This is a genomic window from Streptomyces sp. NPDC059897, assembly GCF_042730865.1.
Classification (GTDB): Bacteria; Actinomycetota; Actinomycetes; order Streptomycetales; family Streptomycetaceae; genus Streptomyces.
The window spans coordinates 31,834-51,383 of record NZ_JBHWKQ010000029.1 but is presented as its reverse complement, the minus strand read 5'-3'; the positions used below and the strand labels follow the sequence as shown (position 1 = coordinate 51,383).

The 19,550-nt window shown below is 70.6% G+C and carries 13 protein-coding genes; 5 read left to right on the top strand and 8 right to left on the bottom strand.

Annotated features, from left to right (window positions below):
- Nucleotides 1-3: 3 nt before the first annotated feature.
- From ACFV9W_RS27490 to ACFV9W_RS27475, 4 genes are all read right to left on the bottom strand, one after another.
- Nucleotides 4-1,785 (bottom strand): branched-chain amino acid ABC transporter permease, encoded by a 1,782-nt coding sequence (locus ACFV9W_RS27490; RefSeq protein WP_385765633.1) that lies wholly within the window; start codon nt 1,783-1,785, stop codon nt 4-6.
- 5 nt (nt 1,786-1,790) lie between these two features.
- Nucleotides 1,791-2,720, bottom strand: a complete 930-nt coding sequence (locus tag ACFV9W_RS27485; protein WP_385765630.1) for a branched-chain amino acid ABC transporter permease — start codon at nt 2,718-2,720, stop codon at nt 1,791-1,793.
- A gap of 121 nt (nt 2,721-2,841) precedes the next feature.
- A complete protein-coding gene (locus ACFV9W_RS27480) occupies nt 2,842-4,080 on the bottom strand; it encodes a branched-chain amino acid ABC transporter substrate-binding protein (RefSeq protein WP_385765627.1) in 1,239 nt (412 codons plus the stop codon).
- 342 nt (nt 4,081-4,422) lie between these two features.
- The gene (locus ACFV9W_RS27475; RefSeq protein ID WP_385765624.1) at nt 4,423-5,040 is read right to left on the bottom strand and encodes a hypothetical protein; all 618 of its coding nucleotides are present in this window, start codon (nt 5,038-5,040) and stop codon (nt 4,423-4,425) included.
- Between the two features lie 197 nt (nt 5,041-5,237).
- On the opposite strand from ACFV9W_RS27475, the gene ACFV9W_RS27470 reads away from it, so the two are divergent.
- The gene (locus ACFV9W_RS27470; protein WP_385765621.1) at nt 5,238-7,166 is read left to right on the top strand and encodes a Xaa-Pro dipeptidyl-peptidase; all 1,929 of its coding nucleotides are present in this window, start codon (nt 5,238-5,240) and stop codon (nt 7,164-7,166) included.
- A gap of 19 nt (nt 7,167-7,185) precedes the next feature.
- Here the strand turns inward: ACFV9W_RS27470 and ACFV9W_RS27465 are convergent, their stop codons facing one another.
- On the bottom strand, nt 7,186-7,656 hold the full coding sequence (locus ACFV9W_RS27465; protein WP_326017619.1) for a hotdog fold thioesterase: 471 nt from the start codon (nt 7,654-7,656) through the stop codon (nt 7,186-7,188).
- An 80-nt stretch (nt 7,657-7,736) separates the two neighbouring features.
- Complete coding sequence (locus tag ACFV9W_RS27460) at nt 7,737-10,016, bottom strand: FdhF/YdeP family oxidoreductase (protein WP_385765618.1); 2,280 nt, start codon at nt 10,014-10,016, stop codon at nt 7,737-7,739.
- Nucleotides 10,017-10,265: 249 nt separating this feature from the next.
- Here ACFV9W_RS27460 and polA point away from each other — a divergent pair, with 249 nt between their 5' ends.
- Nucleotides 10,266-12,935, top strand: a complete 2,670-nt coding sequence (gene polA / locus ACFV9W_RS27455; protein ID WP_385765749.1) for a DNA polymerase I — start codon at nt 10,266-10,268, stop codon at nt 12,933-12,935.
- Here the strand turns inward: polA and ACFV9W_RS27450 are convergent.
- Complete coding sequence (locus ACFV9W_RS27450; RefSeq protein ID WP_385765615.1) at nt 12,932-13,801, bottom strand: DUF4184 family protein; 870 nt, start codon at nt 13,799-13,801, stop codon at nt 12,932-12,934. The two genes, polA and ACFV9W_RS27450, sit on opposite strands and share 4 nt — an antisense overlap.
- A gap of 181 nt (nt 13,802-13,982) precedes the next feature.
- On the opposite strand from ACFV9W_RS27450, the gene ACFV9W_RS27445 reads away from it, so the two are divergent.
- The 3 genes from ACFV9W_RS27445 (at nt 13,983) to ACFV9W_RS27435 (ending at nt 17,043) form a co-directional block, all read left to right on the top strand.
- Nucleotides 13,983-15,695 carry a lytic transglycosylase domain-containing protein gene (locus ACFV9W_RS27445; RefSeq protein WP_385765612.1) on the top strand — a complete coding sequence of 571 codons (1,713 nt, stop codon included), beginning with the start codon at nt 13,983-13,985 and terminating at the stop codon, nt 15,693-15,695.
- Nucleotides 15,696-15,864: 169 nt separating this feature from the next.
- Complete coding sequence (locus ACFV9W_RS27440) at nt 15,865-15,999, top strand: SPW_0924 family protein (RefSeq protein ID WP_266720761.1); 135 nt, start codon at nt 15,865-15,867, stop codon at nt 15,997-15,999.
- 39 nt (nt 16,000-16,038) lie between these two features.
- Nucleotides 16,039-17,043 carry a DUF3068 domain-containing protein gene (locus tag ACFV9W_RS27435; protein WP_385765607.1) on the top strand — a complete coding sequence of 335 codons (1,005 nt, stop codon included), beginning with the start codon at nt 16,039-16,041 and terminating at the stop codon, nt 17,041-17,043.
- Here ACFV9W_RS27435 and hrpB read toward each other — a convergent pair.
- Nucleotides 17,033-19,540, bottom strand: coding sequence for an ATP-dependent helicase HrpB (hrpB, locus tag ACFV9W_RS27430; protein WP_385765604.1), 2,508 nt, complete (start codon nt 19,538-19,540; stop codon nt 17,033-17,035). The two genes, ACFV9W_RS27435 and hrpB, sit on opposite strands and share 11 nt — an antisense overlap.
- Nucleotides 19,541-19,550: the final 10 nt, after the last annotated feature.

The window sequence follows — 19,550 nt, the reverse complement described above, 5'->3', positions numbered from 1 at the left end:
TGGTTACGCTCCTGCCTTTGTCGTGGCGCCGGGCAGGGTTGTTTGTTCGGGGACGTCGAGTTGGCCGGTGTCGTGGAATTCGAGTTGCTTGCGGCGGTCGGCGACGAGGCCTTCGGGGCGGAAGCGCATGAGGAGGATCAATGCGACGCCGAAGAGGAGGAGTTGGTAGTCGCCGATGAATTGGAGTTTCGCTGGGATGAGGTACAGGAGTGCCGCGCCGATGAGGGGGCCGCTGACGGTGCCCATGCCGCCGAGGATGACTGCCGCGAGCAGGAAGGCGGAGTTGGGGGGTGCGTTCTCGACGAACTTGTACTGGTCGGGGGTGACGGAGTACTGGATGTGGGCCTGTACGGAGCCGGCCATGCCTGCGAGTGCCGCGCCGAGTGCGAAGGCGAGGAGTTTGAGGCGGAAGGCGTTGATGCCCATGGCGCGGGCTGCTGTTTCGTCTTCGCGGATGGCGACCCAGGCGCGGCCGATGCGGCTGGCGCCGGCGCGGCGGAAGACGGTCACGACGATGATCGTGAAGAACAGCATCAGGAGGTAGTAGTTGGCGAAGCGGCCGAGGTCGACGCCGAGGACGGTGTGGGTTTCTCCGAGGTCGAATCCGAAGATTTTGAGGTCGGGGATGTTGGGGATGCCGTTGGGGCCGTTGGTGACGTCGGGGCCTGAGTCGCCGTCGAGGTTGTTCATGGTGATGCGGAAGATCTCGCCGAAGCCGAGGGTGACGATGGCGAGGTAGTCGCCGCGCAGCCGCAGGGTGGGTGCGCCGATGGCGACGCCGAAGACGAGTGAGGCGCCCATGCCGGTGAGTACGGCTGCCCAGAAGGGGAAGTGGACGCCGATGGTGGAGTCGGGGCTGCCGGAGACGAGGGCTGCGGCGTAGGCGCCGACGCCGAGGAAGGCGACGTAGCCGAGGTCGAGGAGGCCTGCGAGGCCGACGACGACGTTGAGGCCGAGGGCGACGGTGGCGAAGACGAGGATGTTGGCGGCGACGTTGGTGTAGGTGTCGTTGGTCTGGGTGAAGGGGAAGGCGGCTGCGGCGACGAAGGCTGCGGTGAGGCTGATGTTGCGGTGTTTGTTGGTGAGGCCGGTGATGCGGCTGAGGAGGCCGGATTTGGAGAGGGCGGCGGCTCCGAAGCCGACGATGATGAGGTAGCCGATGAAGAGTTCGCCGTATTCGGTGTCGATGCCGTACGTGAAGACGTAGAGGGCGAGGCCGAAGGCGACGGCGATGAGGAGGATTTCTGCCCAGTTGGGGAGGGTGATGGTGGCCGGGCGTGCGGGTGGGGTTTTGAGTGCGGCGCGGAAGCGGGTCCAGGGGTTGGTGGCTTCGGGGTCGGGGGTGTCGGCGGGGAGGCCGAGGGCGAGGAGGGTGGTGGCGAGGGCGGCGAGGCCGGCGATCCAGGCTCCGGGTTCGAGGTTGGCGGTGCCGCCGAGTTTCGCGGAGATGGCGCCCATGGTGAAGCCGGTGGTGCCGAGGGTGCCGAGGGCGAAGAGGAGGGTGGGGGCGGTGGTGCCTGCGGGGGTGAGCCATCGCAGGCCGCGGGTGCCGAGTCCGGAGAGGGCGAGGAGCAGGGTGAAGAGGGCTCCTGCGAGGGTGAGGACCTGGAGTCCGCCGGGGTAGCCGGTGACGGTGAGGTCGCCGGGGAATTCTTCTGTCCAGGTCCAGGCGAGGAAGGTGCTGGCGAGGGTGAGGAGGGCGGCTGCGGCGGTGCCGTAGCGGGCGGCCTTCTCGGGGAGGGGGAGGGCGGCGGTCTTCATGGCGGGTGTGGTGGTTGTCGTCATGGTGATCACGCCCTGTCCGCGACGCGTTCGCCGAGTAGGCCTTGGGGGCGCAGGAGGAGGACGAGGATGAGGACGACGAAGGCCCAGACGTCCTTCCAGGCTCCGCCGCCGAGGAGTTCCATGCCGGGGATGTCCTGGATGTAGGCGGTGGCGAGGGCTTCGGCGAGGCCGAGGGCGAGGCCGCCGATCATGGCGCCGTAGATGTTGCCGATGCCGCCGAGTACGGCGGCGGTGAAGGCTTTGAGGCCGGCGATGAAGCCCATTTTGAAGCCGACTTGGCCGTATTTGAGGCCGTAGGCCATGGCGGCGACTGCTGCGAAGGCGCCGCCGATGGCGAAGGCGGTGACGACGATGCGGTCGGTGTTGATGCCCATGAGCTTGGCGGTGTCGGGGTCTTGGGAGGTGGCTTGCATGGCGCGGCCGGTGCGGGTTTTGGCGACGAAGAAGGCGAGGGAGGCCATGCATATGGGGGCGGCGATGATGAGGAAGAGGTCGCCGCGTTGGAGGTTGAAGGCGCCGAGGTCGATGGGGCCGCCTTCGAACTGGGGGAAGGTGCGGTCGGCCTTGGCGTCGGGGTAGAAGGCCCAGACGGCTTGTTGGAGGGCGATGGAGAGGCCGATGGCGGTGATGAGGGGTGCGAGGCGTGGGGCGTTTCTGAGGGGGCGGTAGGCGAAACGTTCCGCGCCGACGGCGATGAGGACGGAGCAGGTGATGCCCATCAGGAGCATGAGGGGCAGGGCGAGGGCGAGTGATGTTCCGCCGGGGAGCCAGAGCCACATGGTGAGGGCGCCGAAGCCGCCGATCATGTAGATCTCGCCGTGGGCGAAGTTGATGAGCTGGATGATGCCGTAGACCATGGTGTAGCCGACGGCTATGAGGCCGTACAGGGCTCCGAGGATCAGGCCGTTGACCAGCTGTTGCGGCAGATCGTGCACCGCTGGGCCTCCGTGGGTGTGGTGTCAAGTACGGGTGCGCGGGGGGCTGTTGGTGGGCCCCCCGCGCTTGGTGCTGTGCTCGTACTGGGGAGTGGCCGGGGTGCCGGGCGCTCCCTGGGTGTTACTGGGCTTCCAGCTCGCCGGTCTTGACCGGGGCGTGCTTGCCGCTCTTGACCTGGTAGACGGTCAGGGTGCGGTTGGTGGTGTCGCCGTACTCGTCGAAGCCGACGTTGCCGGTGACGCCGTTGAAGGAGACCTTCTGGGTGGCTTCGGTGATCTTCTTGCGGGCTTCCTTGGGGTCGCTGGGAAGCTTGCCGTCGTTGTCGGACATGACCTGCTTGACGGCTTGGATGATGACCCAGGCGGCGTCGTAGGAGAGGGCGCCGTAGGTCTCGTAGGGCTCCTTGTAGCCGCCGGCCTCGTAGTCGGCGATGAACTTCTTGGCGGTGTCGAGCTTCTCGGGCGGGGCGCCGACGGAGGTGGCGAAGTCGCCTTCGGCGGCCTTGCCGGCGAGCTTGGTGTAGTCGGCGCTCTGGAGGGCGTCGCCGCCGACGACGGGGATCTTGGCTCCGGCGTCCTTGATCTGCTTGGAGAGGGGGGCGCCGGCCGGGTATTCGCCGCCGTAGTAGACGAAGTCGGCCTTGGAGTTCTTGATCTTTGTGGCGATGGCGCCGAAGTCGCGGTCGTCGGGGTTGATGTGGTCGGTGGCGACGACCTTGCCGCCGAGCTTGGTGAATTCCTCGCGGAAGGTGCGGGCGAGGCCCGCTCCGTAGGTCTTCTTGTCGTCGACGGAGTAGACGGTCTTCAGCTTCAGGGTGTTGTACGCGTATTGGGCGGCGTACGGGCCCTGGAGGGCGTCGGTGGTGGCGGTGCGGAAGTAGGTGTCGAACTGTCGGGCCTTCTTGGTCGCGTACTTGGCGCCCTGGGTGAGTTCGGGGGCGGTGTTCGCGGGGGAGACCTGGACGAGGTTCGCGGAGGAGAACGTCTTCTGCATCGACTGGGCGACGCTGGAGTTCAGGGGGCCGACGACGCCGAGGACGTCGTCCTGGCCGACGAGTTTGGTGGCGTTCTGTCCGCCGGTGGAGGGGTTGGCGACGTCGTCGAGGGGCTGGGTCTTGAAGGTGACGCCGTTGACTTCGTTGTTCTTGTTGGCGATCTTCGCGGCCAGGTCGACGGAGTTCTTGATGCCGATGCCGATGGCCGAGAGGTCGCCGCTGAGCGGGGCGTCGACGCCGATGACCACGGTGGTCTTCTGGCCGCCCTCGGACTTGTTGTCGTCGTCGCGCGATCCGCAGGCGGTGAGTGTGAGTGCTCCGGTGGTGAGCACGGCGGTGAGTATGAGCAAAGAACGGTGTCGCACGATCATTCCTCTCCCTGGCGCGGTCCCCTGGTCCAGGGGCCGTGTGTCTCGCCGGGCCGTACGGAGTGGTACAGGGGCCGTGCAAGTGAAGCGCCCGGCGGCGCGGTGACTGGCCGTGACTATAAGCGCAGGTGGCGGGGTGGAGCGTGGGTGCGGAAGAGGCTGTGACGTTCTTGTTATGCCGGGCCTGCCGCTGGGGCGGGGCGGACCAAGATCACCTCAAGTCCCGTAGTGGAGCGGGGTGTTCTCAAGATCGATTCGGTCGCGTACACCCCGTGATCGTCGTCAGGGCTGCGCGGTGCGACGTTCGCATTGCTTCGTTGCGGCAGAGGTAACCGAGTGTTACCGCTGTGTGAGTTCGGTGCGGGGCTCCGCGCAGCGGGCGCGCAGCAGGGTGAGCAGGTCGTGCGGGTAGCGGTCGACGAAGATGAAGCTGTGGAGTTCTCTGGCGCGCCGGTTGGTGAGTGTGAGGTCCAGGTAGGTCATGTCGAGGGCGCGGGGCAGGGCGGAGCAGTCGTCGCGTACGTGGATCCGTACGGTGAGGGTGCGGTGGGAGTCCGCGGTGGCCTCGATCGGTGGGCGGGGTGTGGTGGTGAGGCTCAAGCGGGGGTCTCCTGCCTGTATGTGACGGATCGTCACGGGTCCTCCGTGGTCGACGCGGACGGTGAACCGGAAGGTGTCGCCGCGTGCTCCCTCGTACGTGAGGTGGGTGACCTGGGCGGGCCAGGGGTCGGGCGGCCCGGGGGCGGGGTGTTCGGGGTGGGGCAGGAGGAGGGTGCCCGCGACGGTGGCCGCGGTGACCGTCGCGGCGAGGAGGAGACGGCGTCTGCGTGGGGGCAGTGCGGCCCAACGTTCGTACGGGTGTGGGGAGTCGGCGCCGACGATGTCGGTGGGGTGCGGCGTTGGGGGGTGGCTGTCGGCCGCTGGTTCGTGCGGCTCGACGGGCCCGATGCCGGTCATGCTCGACGGTAGGGCGGAGGGGGTGGTTCCGCCAACGTCGGTGCGGTTCGGCCGAGTTGGCGGGATTGTCGCCAATGTTGCTTCTGGCGGCGGGAGTTGCTGAGGCCCTCTGGTCGGGCGGGGCGTGGCGCGGTGGAATACCTCACGTCACCTCCCGTCCCGTGAGTGAGCTCCCTGAACGCGCCCTTGGAGGCACGATGGCGAGATCCACCGGTAAGAGACGCTTCGGTCTGACGTTGGTGTGTGCGCTGGTGGCGGCGACGGCCGCCCCGTCCGCGTACGCGGTGCAACCCTCCGCCGGTCGGGCGGAGTTGAGGATCGAGGATCGTGAGACGCAGCCCGTCTTCTCGCGTGCGGACGCCGTGCTGCAGAAGGTCGACGTGCAGACCGAGGCCGACAGTGACGGTGACGGGAAGCGCGACACGGTGCGCATGCGGATCCTGCGGCCCAAGGAGACGGACACGGCGGGCCTGAAGGTCGCCACGATCGTCGAGGCCAGCCCGTACTGGGCGGGTGGCAACGATGTACCGAACCATGTCGTGGACCTGGACGAGGACGGGCTTCCGGAGTCGGGGAACCGGTTCCAACGGGAACCCGGCAAGGCCGGGTTGGCGGGTCCTGCGGTGGCGTACGGCGGGTACTACGACAACTACTTCCTGCCGCGCGGCTATGCCGTGGCCGAGGTCGACAGTCTCGGTACCGGCGGCTCCACCGGCTGTCCGACCTCGGGCGGCCGCAACGAGACCCTGGGGGCGAAGGCCGCGATCGACTGGCTGAACGGGCGCGCCAAGGGCTGGGACACCGACGGCGAGCCGGTGCGGGCCGACTGGTCGACCGGTGACTCCGCGATGATGGGGATCTCCTACAACGGCACGCTGCCGACCGCCGTCGCCAGTACGGGAGTCGAGGGCCTCAAGGCGATCGTGCCGATCTCCGGGATCTCCTCCTGGTACGACTACTACCGGGCGAACGGCGGGGTCGTGGCGCCCGGCACGTTCCAGGGCGAGGACACCGACGTCCTCGCGCGGTACGTGTACTCGCGGGCCGACCGGGAGATCTGCAAGCCGGTGCTCGACGCGCTGGAGCGTGATCAGGACCGGGGGAGCGGTGACTGGTCGCCGTACTGGCAGGAGCGCGACTATCTGAAGGACGCCCGCCGGATCAAGGCGGCGACGTTCGTCGTGCACGGCCTGGGCGACTGGAACGTGAAGACGAAGAACGCCGGTCAGCTGTGGGAGGCGCTGAAGAAGAACCATGTGCCGCGCAAGCTGTGGCTGCACCAGGCCGGGCACTCCAATCCGATGCCGCTGCGCATGGAGGAGTGGCTGAGCCAGGTCCATCACTGGTTCGACCACTATCTGTACGGCATCGACAACGGCGTCACGAAGGAGCCTCAAGTCGACGTCGAGCAGGCCGACTTCGGCTGGCAGCAGCAGAGCGACTGGCCGGCGGCGGGGACCCGCTCGACGACGCTGCGGATGCGTGCCGACGGGGCGCTGGGGAGCACGGCGGGCCCCAAGCGCGTGCAGTCGCTGACCGACGCGGGCCGTACGGTCGCCGCGGAGAAGCTGGTGACGTCGCCGGACGACGTGAATCCGAACCGGCTCGCGTACACGACGGGGACGCTCGACAAGGACGTCCGGCTGAACGGTGTGCCGGAGGTCGATGTGCGGGCCTCGCTGGCCGGAACGTCGCCGTATGTGACGGCGCTGCTCGTCGACTACGGACGGGACACCCGGGCCACGTCGGGCACGGTCACCGACACCTCGCAGCAGGTCTGCTACGGCGAGGGGGTGCCGGGGCTCGCCGGTGAGACGGGCTGTGCGTACCGCACGAAGCACCGCACCGAGACCGCCGACTTCAAGATCGTGACGCGGGGCTGGCTGGATGCCCGCAATCGGACGTCGTACGAGCGGCAGTCCAAGGTCGTCGAGGGCCGCGAGTACCGGCTGAAGTGGGACATGCAGCCCGAGGACTACGTCTTCAAGGCCGGGCACCGGCTCGGTGTCGTCCTGATCTCCACCGACTACGACTACACGCTGCGCTACCCGGCGGGCACGAGGATGACCGTGCGCGCCGGGGACAGCTCGGTGACGCTGCCGCTGGCGCCCACCGGCAAGGGGTAGGCGCCCGGGGAGTCCCGTACTACGCGGTCGGCGCGTCCGGGACTTCCTTCAGCATGCAGGTCAGGCGGGCCGAGCAGACCCGCCTGTCCTGCTCGTCAGTGATGACGATCTCGTACGTCGCCGTGGAGCGGCCGCGGTGCAGCGGTGTGGCGACGCCGGTGACGAGGCCGGAGCGGGCGCCGCGGTGGTGCGTGCAGTTCAGGTCGACGCCGACGGCGATCTTGCCGCTGCCGCCGTGCAGCATCGCGCCGACGGAGCCGAGGGTCTCGGCGAGGACGGCGGAGGCGCCGCCGTGCAGCAGCCCGTAGGGCTGCGTGTTGCCCTCGACGGGCATGGTGCCGACGACGCGCTCGGCCGAGGCCTCCTTGACGTCGATGCCCATGCGCGTGCCCAGGTGCCCGGCGGAGAACAGGGCGACGAGGTCGATGCCGAGTGCGGCGTACTCGTCGATGACCTCTTGCGGGAACTGCGTGTGGTTCTGCTCGCCCATGGCGCCCGGCTCCGTTCGTCGTGCGGTGCTTGAGTCGTCTACGTGACTGATACGTGGCTGATACCTGGCTGAGCAAACGCTCAGTCGGTCCTGGATTGTTCCAGGCGGACCACGACGGACTTGCTGGCGGGTGTGTTGCTGGTGTCCGCGGTGGCGTCCAGCGGCACCAGCACGTTCGTCTCCGGGTAGTAGGCGGCCGCGCAGCCGCGGGCCGTCGGGTAGTGCACGACACGGAAGCCGGGCGCGCGCCGCTCGACGCCGTCGTCCCACTCACTTACGAGGTCCACGTAGGAGCCCTCGGCGAGGTCGAGGTCCTTGGCGTCGTCGGCGTTGACGAGGACGACGCGGCGGCCGTTCCTGATGCCGCGGTAGCGGTCGTCCAGGCCGTAGATCGTGGTGTTGTACTGGTCGTGCGAGCGCAGTGTCTGGAGCAGCAGGCGGCCCTCGGGCACGCGCGGGTACTCGACGGGCGCCGCCGTGAAGTTGGCCTTGCCGGTGGCCGTGGGGAAGCGGCGCTCGTCGCGCGGGGCGTGCGGGAGCGCGAAGCCGCTCGGGTCGGCGACCTTCTCGTTGAAGTCCTCGAAGCCGGGGATCAGGCGAGCGATGCGGTCGCGGACCGTCGCGTAGTCCTTCTCGAACTCCTCCCAGGGCGTCAGGGATTCGGTGCCGAGGACGCGGCGGGCGAGGCGGGCGACGATGGCCGGCTCGGACAGCAGGTGGTGGCTCGCAGGGTCCAGGCGGCCGCGGGAGGCGTGCACCATGCCCATGGAGTCCTCGACGGTCACGAACTGTTCGCCGCTGCCCTGGAGGTCGCGCTCGGTGCGGCCGAGGGTGGGCAGGATCAGCGCGCGGGTGCCGGTGACGGCGTGCGAGCGGTTCAGCTTCGTGGAGACGTGGACGGTGAGGCGGGCGCGGCGCATCGCCGACTCGGTGACCTCGGTGTCGGGGGACGCCGAGACGAAGTTGCCGCCCATGGCGAAGAAGACCTTCGCCTGTCCGTCGCGCAGGGCCCGGATGGCGCGGACCACGTCGAAGCCGTGCTCGCGCGGCGGGGCGAAGCCGAACTCCTTCTCCAGGGCGTCGAGGAACGCGGGGGCGGGGCGCTCGAAGATGCCCATGGTGCGGTCGCCCTGCACGTTCGAGTGGCCGCGCACCGGGCACACGCCCGCGCCCGGACGCCCGATGTTGCCGCGCAGCAGCAGGAAGTTGACCACTTCGCGGATCGTCGGCACAGAGTGCTTGTGCTGGGTGAGGCCCATGGCCCAGCACACGACGGTGCGCTTGGAGGCGAGGACCAGCTCCAGGGTGCGCTCGATGTCGGCGCGGGACAGGCCGGTCGCGGCGAGGGTCTCGTCCCAGTCGGCGTCCCGGGCGGCCTTCGCGAACTCCTCGTAGCCGTGCGTGTGCTCGGCGATGAAGGCGTCGTCGGTGGCGCCTTCCGTGGCGAGGATCAGCTTGTTGAGGAGGCGGAAGAGGGCCTGGTCGCCGCCGAGACGGATCTGCAGGAACAGATCGTTGAGCGCCGCGCCCTTGGTGAGGCCCTTGGGGGTCTGCGGGTTCTTGAACTTCTCCAGGCCCGCCTCGGGCAGCGGATTGATGGAGATGATCTTCGCGCCGCCGGCCTTCGCCTTCTCCAGGGCGGAGAGCATGCGCGGATGGTTCGTGCCCGGATTCTGCCCGGCGACGATGATCAGGTCCGACTTGTAGAGGTCCTCGAGGAGGACGCTGCCCTTGCCGATGCCGATCGTCTCCGTGAGCGCGGAGCCCGACGACTCGTGGCACATGTTCGAACAGTCGGGCAGATTGTTCGTGCCGAACTCGCGGGCGAACAACTGGTAGAGGAACGCCGCCTCGTTGCTCGTGCGCCCCGACGTGTAGAAGACGGCCTCGTCGGGGGAGTCGAGCGCGGTCAGCTCGTCCGCGATCAGGTCGAAGGCGCGCTCCCAGGTGACGGGCTCGTAGTGGGTCCCGCCCTCGTCCAGAAGCATGGGGTGGGTGAGGCGGCCCTGCTGGCCCAGCCAGTACCCGGAGCGCGTCGCGAGGTCCGTCACCGGGTGCGCGGCGAAGAACTCCGGTGTCACGCGGCGCAGGGTGGCCTCCTCGGCGACCGCCTTCGCCCCGTTCTCACAGAACTCCGCCGCGTGCCGGTGCTCCGGCTCCGGCCAGGCGCAGCCCGGGCAGTCGAAGCCGTCCTTCTGGTTGACGCGAAGCAGCGTCAGCGCGGTCCGCTTCACGCCCATCTGCTCGCGCGCCATCTTGAGCGAGTGCTTCACGGCGGGGAGCCCGGCGGCATGGTGCTGCGGCGCCGCGACCTGCGGCGCGTCCTGTACCGGGTCGGATGCGGGCGGCTTGCTTGCCATCGATCGGCTCCCCTTTGAGCGGTCCTGCGGTGCTGCTGCGCGTCCTGCCGAGCAGCGCTGTGAGCTACGTCTCCGATCTTCGCACGGGGGTCCGACAACGCCCGCTCCGGTGGGAGGTGGGCCGCGCTGTCAGTGGGGCGTGGCAGGATCGTGGGCGTGGCAGAGAAAGCAGCAGCGAAGACGGCTAAGAAGACGGTGGATCCGGTGGCGAAGGCAGCAGACGGCAGCTCGGGCGGGCGTCCCCGCCTGATGCTCATGGACGGGCACTCGCTGGCGTACCGGGCATTCTTCGCGCTGCCCGCGGAGAACTTCACGACGGCGACGGGCCAGCCGACGAACGCGATCTACGGTTTCGCGTCGATGCTGGCGAACACGCTGCGCGACGAGGAGCCGACGCACTTCGCGGTGGCGTTCGACGTGTCGCGCAAGACGTGGCGCTCCGAGGAGTTCACCGAGTACAAGGCGAACCGTTCGAAGACGCCGGACGAGTTCAAGGGCCAGGTCGAGCTGATCGGCGAGCTGCTCGACGCGATGCACACACCGCGCTTCGCGGTCGACGGCTTCGAGGCCGACGACGTGATCGCCACGCTCGCCACGCAGGCCGAGGCCGCCGGCTTCGAGGTCCTCATCGTCACCGGCGACCGGGACTCGTTCCAGCTGGTGTCGGAGAACGTGACGGTGCTGTACCCCACCAAGGGCGTCTCCGAGCTGACCCGGTTCACCCCGGAGAAGGTCGAGGAGAAGTACGGGCTCACCCCGGCCCAGTACCCGGACTTCGCCGCGCTGCGCGGCGACCCCTCGGACAACCTGCCGGGCATCCCCGGAGTCGGCGAGAAGACCGCCGCGAAGTGGATCAACCAGTTCGGTTCGTTCGCCGAGCTGGTCGAGCGCGCCGAGGAGGTCAAGGGCAAGGCCGGGCAGAACTTCCGGGACCACATCGAGGCCGTGAAGCTGAACCGGCGCCTCACCGAGATGGTGCGCGACGTCGAGCTGCCGAAGACGGTCGCCGACCTGGGACGCGAGGCGTACGACCGGACAGCGATCGCGATGATCCTGGACACCCTCGAAATCCGTAACCCGTCGCTGCGCGAGCGCCTGTTCGCCGTCGACCCGGGCGCCGAGGAGGCCGAGGAGACCCCGGCCGAGCCGGGCGTCGAGCTCGACGGGAAGGTGCTCGCGACGGGCGAGCTCGCGCCGTGGCTGGCCGAGCACGGCAAGGCGGTCCTCGGCATGGCGACCGTCGACACCTGGACGCTGGGCACCGGCTCGGTCACCGAGATCGCGCTGGCCGCCGCCGGGGGAGAGGCCGCCTGGTTCGACCCGTCGACGCTCGACGAGGCCGACGAGAAGGCCTTCGCCGCCTGGCTCGCCGACGCGAAGAAGCCGAAGGTGCTGCACAACGCCAAGAGCGTCATGCGGGTCTTCGCCGAGCACGGCTGGAGCGTCGAGGGCATCACCATGGACACGGCGCTCGCCGCGTACCTGGTCAAGCCGGGCCGCCGCTCCTTCGCGCTCGACGCGCTGTCCCTGGAATACCTGGGCCGCGAGCTCGCCCCCGCCGGAGCGGCCGACGGCCAGCTCGCCTTCGGCACCGACGAGGACGACCAGGCCGAGGCCGACGCGCTCATGGTGCAGGCCCGCGCGATCCTCGACCTCGGCGAGGCCTTCGGCGAGCGCCTCAAGGAGGTCGGCGCCGCCGACCTGCTCACCGACATCGAGCTGCCCACGTCCACGCTCCTCGCCCGCCTGGAGCGGCACGGCATCGCCGCCGACCGCGCCCACCTTGAGTCGATGGAGCAGATGTTCGCGGGCGCCGTGCAGCAGGCGGTGAAGGAGGCGCACGACGCGGTGGGGCACGAGTTCAACCTCGGCTCCCCGAAGCAGCTCCAGGCCGTCTTCTTCGAGGAACTCGACCTCCCGAAGACGAAGAAGACCAAGACCGGCTACACGACGGACGCCGACGCGCTCGCCTGGCTGGCCACGCAGACCGACCACGAACTCCCCGTGATCATGCTGCGCCACCGTGAGCAGGCCAAGCTCCGCGTCACCGTCGAGGGCCTGATCAAGACGATCGCGGCGGACGGCCGCATCCACACCACGTTCAACCAGACGGTCGCGGCGACAGGCCGCCTGTCGTCCACGGACCCGAACCTGCAGAACATCCCGGTGCGCACGGACGAGGGCCGTGCCATCCGCCGCGGATTCGTGGTCGGTGAGGGCTACGAGTCGCTGATGACGGCCGACTACAGCCAGATCGAACTGCGCGTCATGGCGCACCTGTCGGAGGACGAGGGCCTCCTGGAGGCGTTCAACTCCGGCGAGGACCTGCACACCACGGTGGCCTCCCAGGTCTTCGGCGTGGAGCGGGACGCGGTCGACGCGGAGATGCGCCGCAAGATCAAGGCGATGTCGTACGGACTCGCGTACGGCCTGTCCGCGTTCGGGCTCTCCGGCCAGCTGGGCATCGACCCGGGCGAGGCGCGCGGCCTGATGGACACGTACTTCGAGCGGTTCGGCGGAGTACGGGACTACCTGCGGCGGGCCGTCGACGAGGCGCGCGCCACCGGGTACACGGAGACGATGCTGGGACGCCGCCGCTACCTGCCCGACCTGAACTCGGACAACCGGCAGCGCCGCGAGATGGCCGAGCGGATGGCGCTCAACGCGCCGATCCAGGGCACCGCCGCCGACATCGTGAAGATCGCGATGCTCAACGTCGACAAGGCGCTGAGCGAGGCGAAGCTCAAGTCCCGGATGCTGCTCCAGGTGCACGACGAAGTCGTGCTGGAGATCGCGCCGGGCGAGGCCGCGGCGGCGGAGGAGCTGGTGCGGCGGGAGATGGCCGGGGCGGTCGCGCTTCGCGCTCCGCTGGATGTGTCGGTGGGGCTGGGGGCGGACTGGGAGTCCGCCGCCCACTAGGGGCTGGTCGGTCGGGTGCGGGTTGCGTTGTCGCGGCCCGCACCGGGCCTACGTCGCGGGGCTCTGCCCCGGACCCCGCGCCTCAATCGCCGGCGGGGCTTCAAACGGGTCACCAGTGCGTACAGCACCACGCCCACCACCACGCCCGCTCCCGCGCCGAAGCACAACGCCGGGACGATCTCCCACGGTTGCCACGTGAGGCCGGCCCCGTTCACGTACGACAGCCAGCGCGTCACCCGCAGCGTGCCGGCGGCGCACGCGCAGGCCGCGATCAGGGTCCAGCCGAGCCACCGCTCCCCGGCGGGCGGCGCCGGGGCGGGGACGGCGGTCCGCAGCGCCCACCACGCGTACCCGGCGAGGACCGCGAGCGCGGCGGCCGAACCGGCGTACTGGGCGTACCAGTACAGCGGGGACCCCGCGAACGTCTCGTCGAGGACCGGGAAGAGGCGCGTCCCCCAGCGGTCCGGGTGCGTGAAGGCGTCCCACACGACGTGCGTCGTCGCGCCCACCACCGCCGACACGTACCACCACAGCGGCCACCGCCCCGTCCGCGCCCGGGGCCGCAGCACCGCCGCCAACCGCCCCCGCACCCGCCCCGGCGCGAGCCCGAGCAGCGGCTCCCGGACCAGCCGCCACACGGCCACCACCACGAGCGCGACCGCCACGTCCACGGTGAACACGCCCGCGAACGAGTGCGTGAACGCGCCGAATTCCATGGCCCCCGGCGCCACACCCGCCGCGTAGTACGTGAGGTCGGGCGCGAACGACCCGGCGACGAGCAGCGCGGGCACCAGCGGCCCCCGCCCCGCACCGTCCCGCCGCACGAAGGGCAGCACGGCCGCGGCATGGCTGATGGTGAACGGCACGTGTCCCCCTGTTTTCCCGTACGTGCGAGCGTGGAATCGTACGGCATCCGTAGCGGCGCAATCGTTCAATACCGGGCACGAACGGGTGTCTGTGCGGCGGAAGTTGTCGTAGGGTCGGCGGGATCCGCGTGCTGGGGGAGCATCGCGGGTCGGTACAGGCGACAAGGGGAGGGCTCGCGGCATGGCGGCGGTATTCGGCAGGCGACTGCGCAGGGGAGTCATGACGGCCGCGGTCGCCGCCGCGGCGGTGGCGGCCCTGTCCGCGTCCCAGGCACCCGGCGTGATCACCCCGCACGGGGACAGCGGCAAGTCCGCGGCGGACCGCTCCGACGACACCCCGCCGGACTCGGCGTCGGGCCCCGACTACTACACGGACCTGCCGCCGCTGGACAGCCCCACCACCTCGCCCGGCAAGGGCAGCAAGGGCGGCGACGACTCCGGCATCCCCGCGACCGTCCTCGACGCCTACAAGAAGGCCGCCGCCGAGATAGGCACCACGAAGCCCGGCTGCAACCTGGACTGGCAGCTGCTCGCCGCGATCGGCAAGGTCGAGTCGGGTCAGGCCCGCGGCGGCGACGTCGACGCGGACGGCAACACGCTGCACGCGATCAAGGGCCCGCCCCTGGACGGCAACGGCTTCGCGAAGATCACCGACACCGACGGCGGAAACTACGACGGCGACACGGTCCACGACCGGGCCGTGGGCCCCATGCAGTTCATCCCCTCCACGTGGGAGTGGGCGGGCCGCGACGGCAACGGCGACGGCAAGAAGGACCCGAACAACGTCTACGACGCCGCTCTCGCCGCGGGCCACTACCTGTGCCGCGACGACCGCGACCTGTCGAACGCCCTGGACCTCAACAAGGCGATCCTCAGCTACAACAACTCCTCGGAGTACCTCGCCACTGTTCTGGCCTGGCTGGAGCGCTACCGCAAGGACTCCCACTCGGTCCCCGACGGCACCGGCGTGCTGCCCAAGCACCCGAGCGGCGGCGGCAGCGGCGCGAGCCCGTCGCCGAGCCCCTCCGGCCGTGAATCCGACCGGCCGTCGGACGCCCCGACCACGAAGCAGCCGTCCAAGAACCCGCCGAAGGCCCCGTCCGGCGGCGGCTCGACGGGCCCCGGCGGAAACACCGGCGGAAGCACCGGCGGCGGCTCGGAGAGTCCCGGCGAGACCACCCCGCCGCCCACCACCAGCCCCACCGAGTCCGTCACCAAGCTCGCCGACGCCGGCACCGGCACCCTCGCCGCCCTCCAGGACGACACCTTCAGCCAGCGGGTCAAGGTGAAGGCGAGGAACGCGGCGGGCTCCGCCGTCGGCTCCGCGAAGATTCGTTTCGCGATCGTCGGCGACACGGACGCCACGTTCTCCGGCGGAGCCACCGGCGCCACCGTCAGCACGAACAGCTCCGGCGTGGCCACCGCGCCCGCGGTCGAGGCGGGGAAGCAGACCGGTCAGTTCAAGGTCCGCGCCACCGTCGTCGGCCGCACCCTGGACCCCGTCTACGCCACGGCGACGGTCACCGCCCGCGCCGACAAGCTGATCCGCGCCGGCGAGGAGGAGCTGACCTGCGAGGCGGGCGGCACCTTCGCCGAGGACGTCGAGCTGAAGGCCACGTACAAGGGCGCCGCCGCCGGCAAGGTCGGCGCGACCGCCACCCTCGTGAAGTCCAAGGACGACGCGACCCAGGCGGACAAGGGCCCCTACTTCAAGGACGCGGACGGCAAGACGATCCGCACCTTCAAGGGCCTGACGGCCGACGCCGAGGGGAACCTCACGGTGCCGAAGCTGTACGCGGACGACACCACCGGCACGTTCCTGTTGCGCGTCACCACGACGGGCGGCGCGACGCTCGACGTCGAACTGAAGGTGACGGCCGCCTCCGCCTCGTAACACGCCCCGCGCACCGCGCAGTTGAGCCCCCGACCGCACATGGTCGGGGGCTCAACTACGTCCCGTACAACGTGTTCTCATTCCCGCTCCGCGTTGCTACGGTGCACCGACCCAGAGGCCTGACGCCTCATCAGATTCCGTGTGCCGCAAGGCTGCAGGGAGGTCGGACATGCGCGCTCTCGTCGCCGCGGCGATCGGTCTCGCCGCGGCGCTCGCCCTGGTCCTCACCATGACCGCGGTCGGTGCCCCGCCGGGCGAGACATCCCCGAAACCGCTGCTGCACTCCGTGCCCAAACACCCGTAGAAGCCCGTGCCACGCCCGTAGCTGAGGAGGGCCGCCGCGATGCGCCGCAAGGCCAGCCTGATCCTGCTCGCCTTCGCCGTGTTCTGCACGGCGATGTCCCCGCTGATGCGCTGGTACGCGTTCCCGCGCCTCGCGAAGATCCCGCCGAGCCAGTACCAGACGATGGTCCTGGAGGCGAAGAACGCGACCCTCGTCGACTACGGGACCATGAAGGAGAAGAAGGTCCCCAAGCTCAGCATCGTGCAGACCCTCAAGGGCAACGTCGAGGCGTCGAACAAGGTGGAGGAGACCGCAGGCCGCGACGTCGTCGTCTGGGACGGCCTCACCTACGTCGTGGGACCCGACGGCAAGATGGTGTCCCAGATCCCCGAGCGCTACATCTTCGACGCCCACAGCTCCGCGCCCGTGCACGCCAAGGGCGAATCCGTCGACGGGGACCCGGTCAAGCGCGAGGGCATCGAGTTCAAGTGGCCGTTCCTGACGGAGAAGCGGGACTACGAGTACTTCGACGCGCGCGCCCGCGTCACCCGCCCCATCCACTACAAGGGCACCCAGAACTTCCACGGCCTGAGCGTCTACTACTTCGAGCAGACCATCCCGTGGACGAAGGTCCCCTTCCCCAAGAAGCTCCCCGTCAAGGGCATCACCCCGGAGTCGGTCGCCAAGACCGGCACCGAGATGTACTACACGACGGTCCGCAAGTTCTGGGTCGACCCGACGACCGGCGCCCCCGTGTACGGCGAGGAGATCCACAAGGAGCAGATGCGCGGCGGCACGCTCCTTGCCAGTGATCCCGACAAGAAGATCACCGCGTTCTCCGGACACGTCAAGATGCGCCCCGACTTCATCGAGTCGACGGTCGACCTGGTCAAGTCCCAGCGCGTCCTGGTCCTGCTGCTCACGTCCTACCTGCCATGGGGCTTCCTGATCCTCGGCGCGCTGCTGCTCTCGCTGTCGCTGTGGCTGGAGGCGCGCAGCCGGCGCCCCGGTGAGCCGGAGGAGACGCCGGTGACCGAGCCGGAGCCCGACCCCGTCAGCGTCTGAGCCGGGCGTTCGTGTGCCGCGTGGGCTCGGCCGTCGCCGGGTCCTCGGGCCACGGGTGCTTGGGGTAGCGGCCGCGCAGATCGGCCCGTACGGAGCGGTAGCCGTCGCCCCAGAACGAGGCCAGGTCCGCCGTGACCGCGGCGGGCCGCCCGGCGGGCGACAGCAGATGTACGAGCACCGGGACCCCCGCCACGCGCGGCGTCTCCCGCAGCCCGAACATCTCCTGCAACTTCACCGCGAGCACGGGCTGTTCGGGGTCCGCGTAGTCGAGCCGGATCCGGGACCCGCTCGGCACCTCGAGGCGTTCGGGCGCCAGCTCGTCCAGGCGCGCCGCCTGCCCGCCCGCCCACGGCAGCAGCCGCTTCAGCGCCTCCCCGGCGTCGATCCGCCCGAGGTCCGCCCGGCGCCGCGCCGCGCTCAACTCGGGCTCGAGCCACTCGTCCACGCGCGCGTGCAGCGCCTCGTCGCCCACGTCCGGCCACGGCTCCCCGACATGCCGCCGCAGAAACGCAAGGCGCTCCCGCAGCGCCACGGCATCCTTGCTCCACCGCAGCAGCCCGAGCCCTTCCCGCCGCAGCCCTTCGAGCAGCGCGTCCCGTACGAGGCCGGGGGCGGGGTTCTTGAGGGGGCGCACGGCGAGTTCCACGGCGCCGAGCCGGGTGACGTGCCGAGCCACCAACTCGCCGCCCGCCCAGGCCACTTCATCGCCTTCGTGGAACAGTGACGCGGCGGCCCGTCGGGCGACCTCCTCGTCCACCACGGCGCCGAGCCGCACGCGCGCGTGCCCGGCCCCCACGGGCCGGTCCGCGACGGCGACGGCGACCCACTCGGCGTCGCGCAGGGCGGAGCCGTCGGGCACGTCGGCGCGGGTGCCGGAGACCATGAGCAGCGATCCGCCGGAGCGCCGGGCGACCCGCTCGGGAAAGGCGAGCGCGGCGACGACACCGACGGCGTGATCGTCCGATCCGGTCGCCGGGGGAGCCGCGTCCCCCGAGGTCAGGCGGGCGAGCCGCCGGACCTCCGCGGTCCACCGCCGGGCATACGCGTCACCCCCGCGGCGAGCTGCCCGCAACGCCCCGCCGAGATCGTCCCCGTACTCCCGCGGCGGCTCCTCGCTCAGCAGCGCCACGACCTCCGCCGCCCGCTTCGCGCCCACCACCGGCGCCGCGTCCACCAGCGCACGGCCAAGGCGCGGATGCAGCCCGAGCCGCGCGAGCCGCGCACCCCGCCCGGTGGCCCGGCCCGAATCCCCGTCGACCGCGCCCACCGCCGTCAGTACGGACCGGGCCGCCGCCATCGCCCCGCCGGGCGGCGCGTCAAGCAGCGCGAGGCCCGACGCGTCCGGGTCGCCCCAGCACGCCACCTGCAGCGCGAACGCCGTCAGGTCCGCGACCTTGATCTCCGGGGAGGGGAAGCGCGGCAGGCGCCCGTCCTCCGCCTCCTCCCAGCACCGGTACACGACACCCGGCGCCTCACGCCCGGCACGTCCGGCCCGCTGCGTCCCGGCGGCCCGGGAGGCCCGTACGGTCGTCAGCGCGCTCAACCCGCGCGCGTGGTCCACCCGCGGCTCACGGGCCAGCCCCGCGTCCACGACGACCCGCACCCCGGGCACCGTCAACGACGACTCGGCGACGGCCGTGGCAAGGACGACCCGCCGCCGCGCACCCGCCGAGAGCACCGCGTCCTGCACGGCGGCCGCTGCCCGCCCGTGCACCTGCAGCACGTCCACCTCGCCCAGGCCGCCCAGCTGACCGGCCACCCGCGCGATCTCCCCGACGCCGGGCAGGAAACACAGCACGTCCCCGTCCCGCTCGGCGAGCGCGCGCCGCACCACGGACGCCACATGCGTGAGCAGCGCCGGATCCACCCGCATCCCGTGCGGCGGCCGCACCGGACGCGCGGGCGGCGCCCACACCACGTCCACCGGGTACGAGACGCCCTCGGCCTCGACGACCGGAGCGCCCCCGAGCAGCGCCGCCCACCCCTCGGCATCCGTCGTCGCGGACGCCGCGACCAGCTTCAGCTCGGGACGCAGCGCCTCGCGCACGTCCCACAGGAAGGCGGCCACGGTGTCCGCGTCCAGGTGCCGCTCGTGCACCTCGTCGAGCATCACGACGTCGACGCCGGCCAACTCCTGATCCCGCTGCAGCCGTTGCAGCAGCACCCCGGTCGTCACGACCTCGACGCACGTACGAGGCCCCACGACGCGCTCCCCGCGCACCGTGTACCCGACCCGCTCCCCGGCCTTCTCGCCGAGCAGCCACGCCATCCGCCGGGCCGCCGCCCGGGCCGCGATCCGCCGCGGCTCGGCGACCACCACACGACGTACGGGAGCGTCCTCGTCGAGCAGCCCGGCAAGGACCAGCGGAACGAGGGTCGTCTTGCCGGTGCCGGGCGGGGCGACGAGCACCGCGACCCCGTCCGCGTCGAGCGCGGAGGTCAGGTCCGGCAGCGCGGAACGTACGGGGAGGGCTCGCAGGGCGTCGTCACGGATCACGTGACCAGTG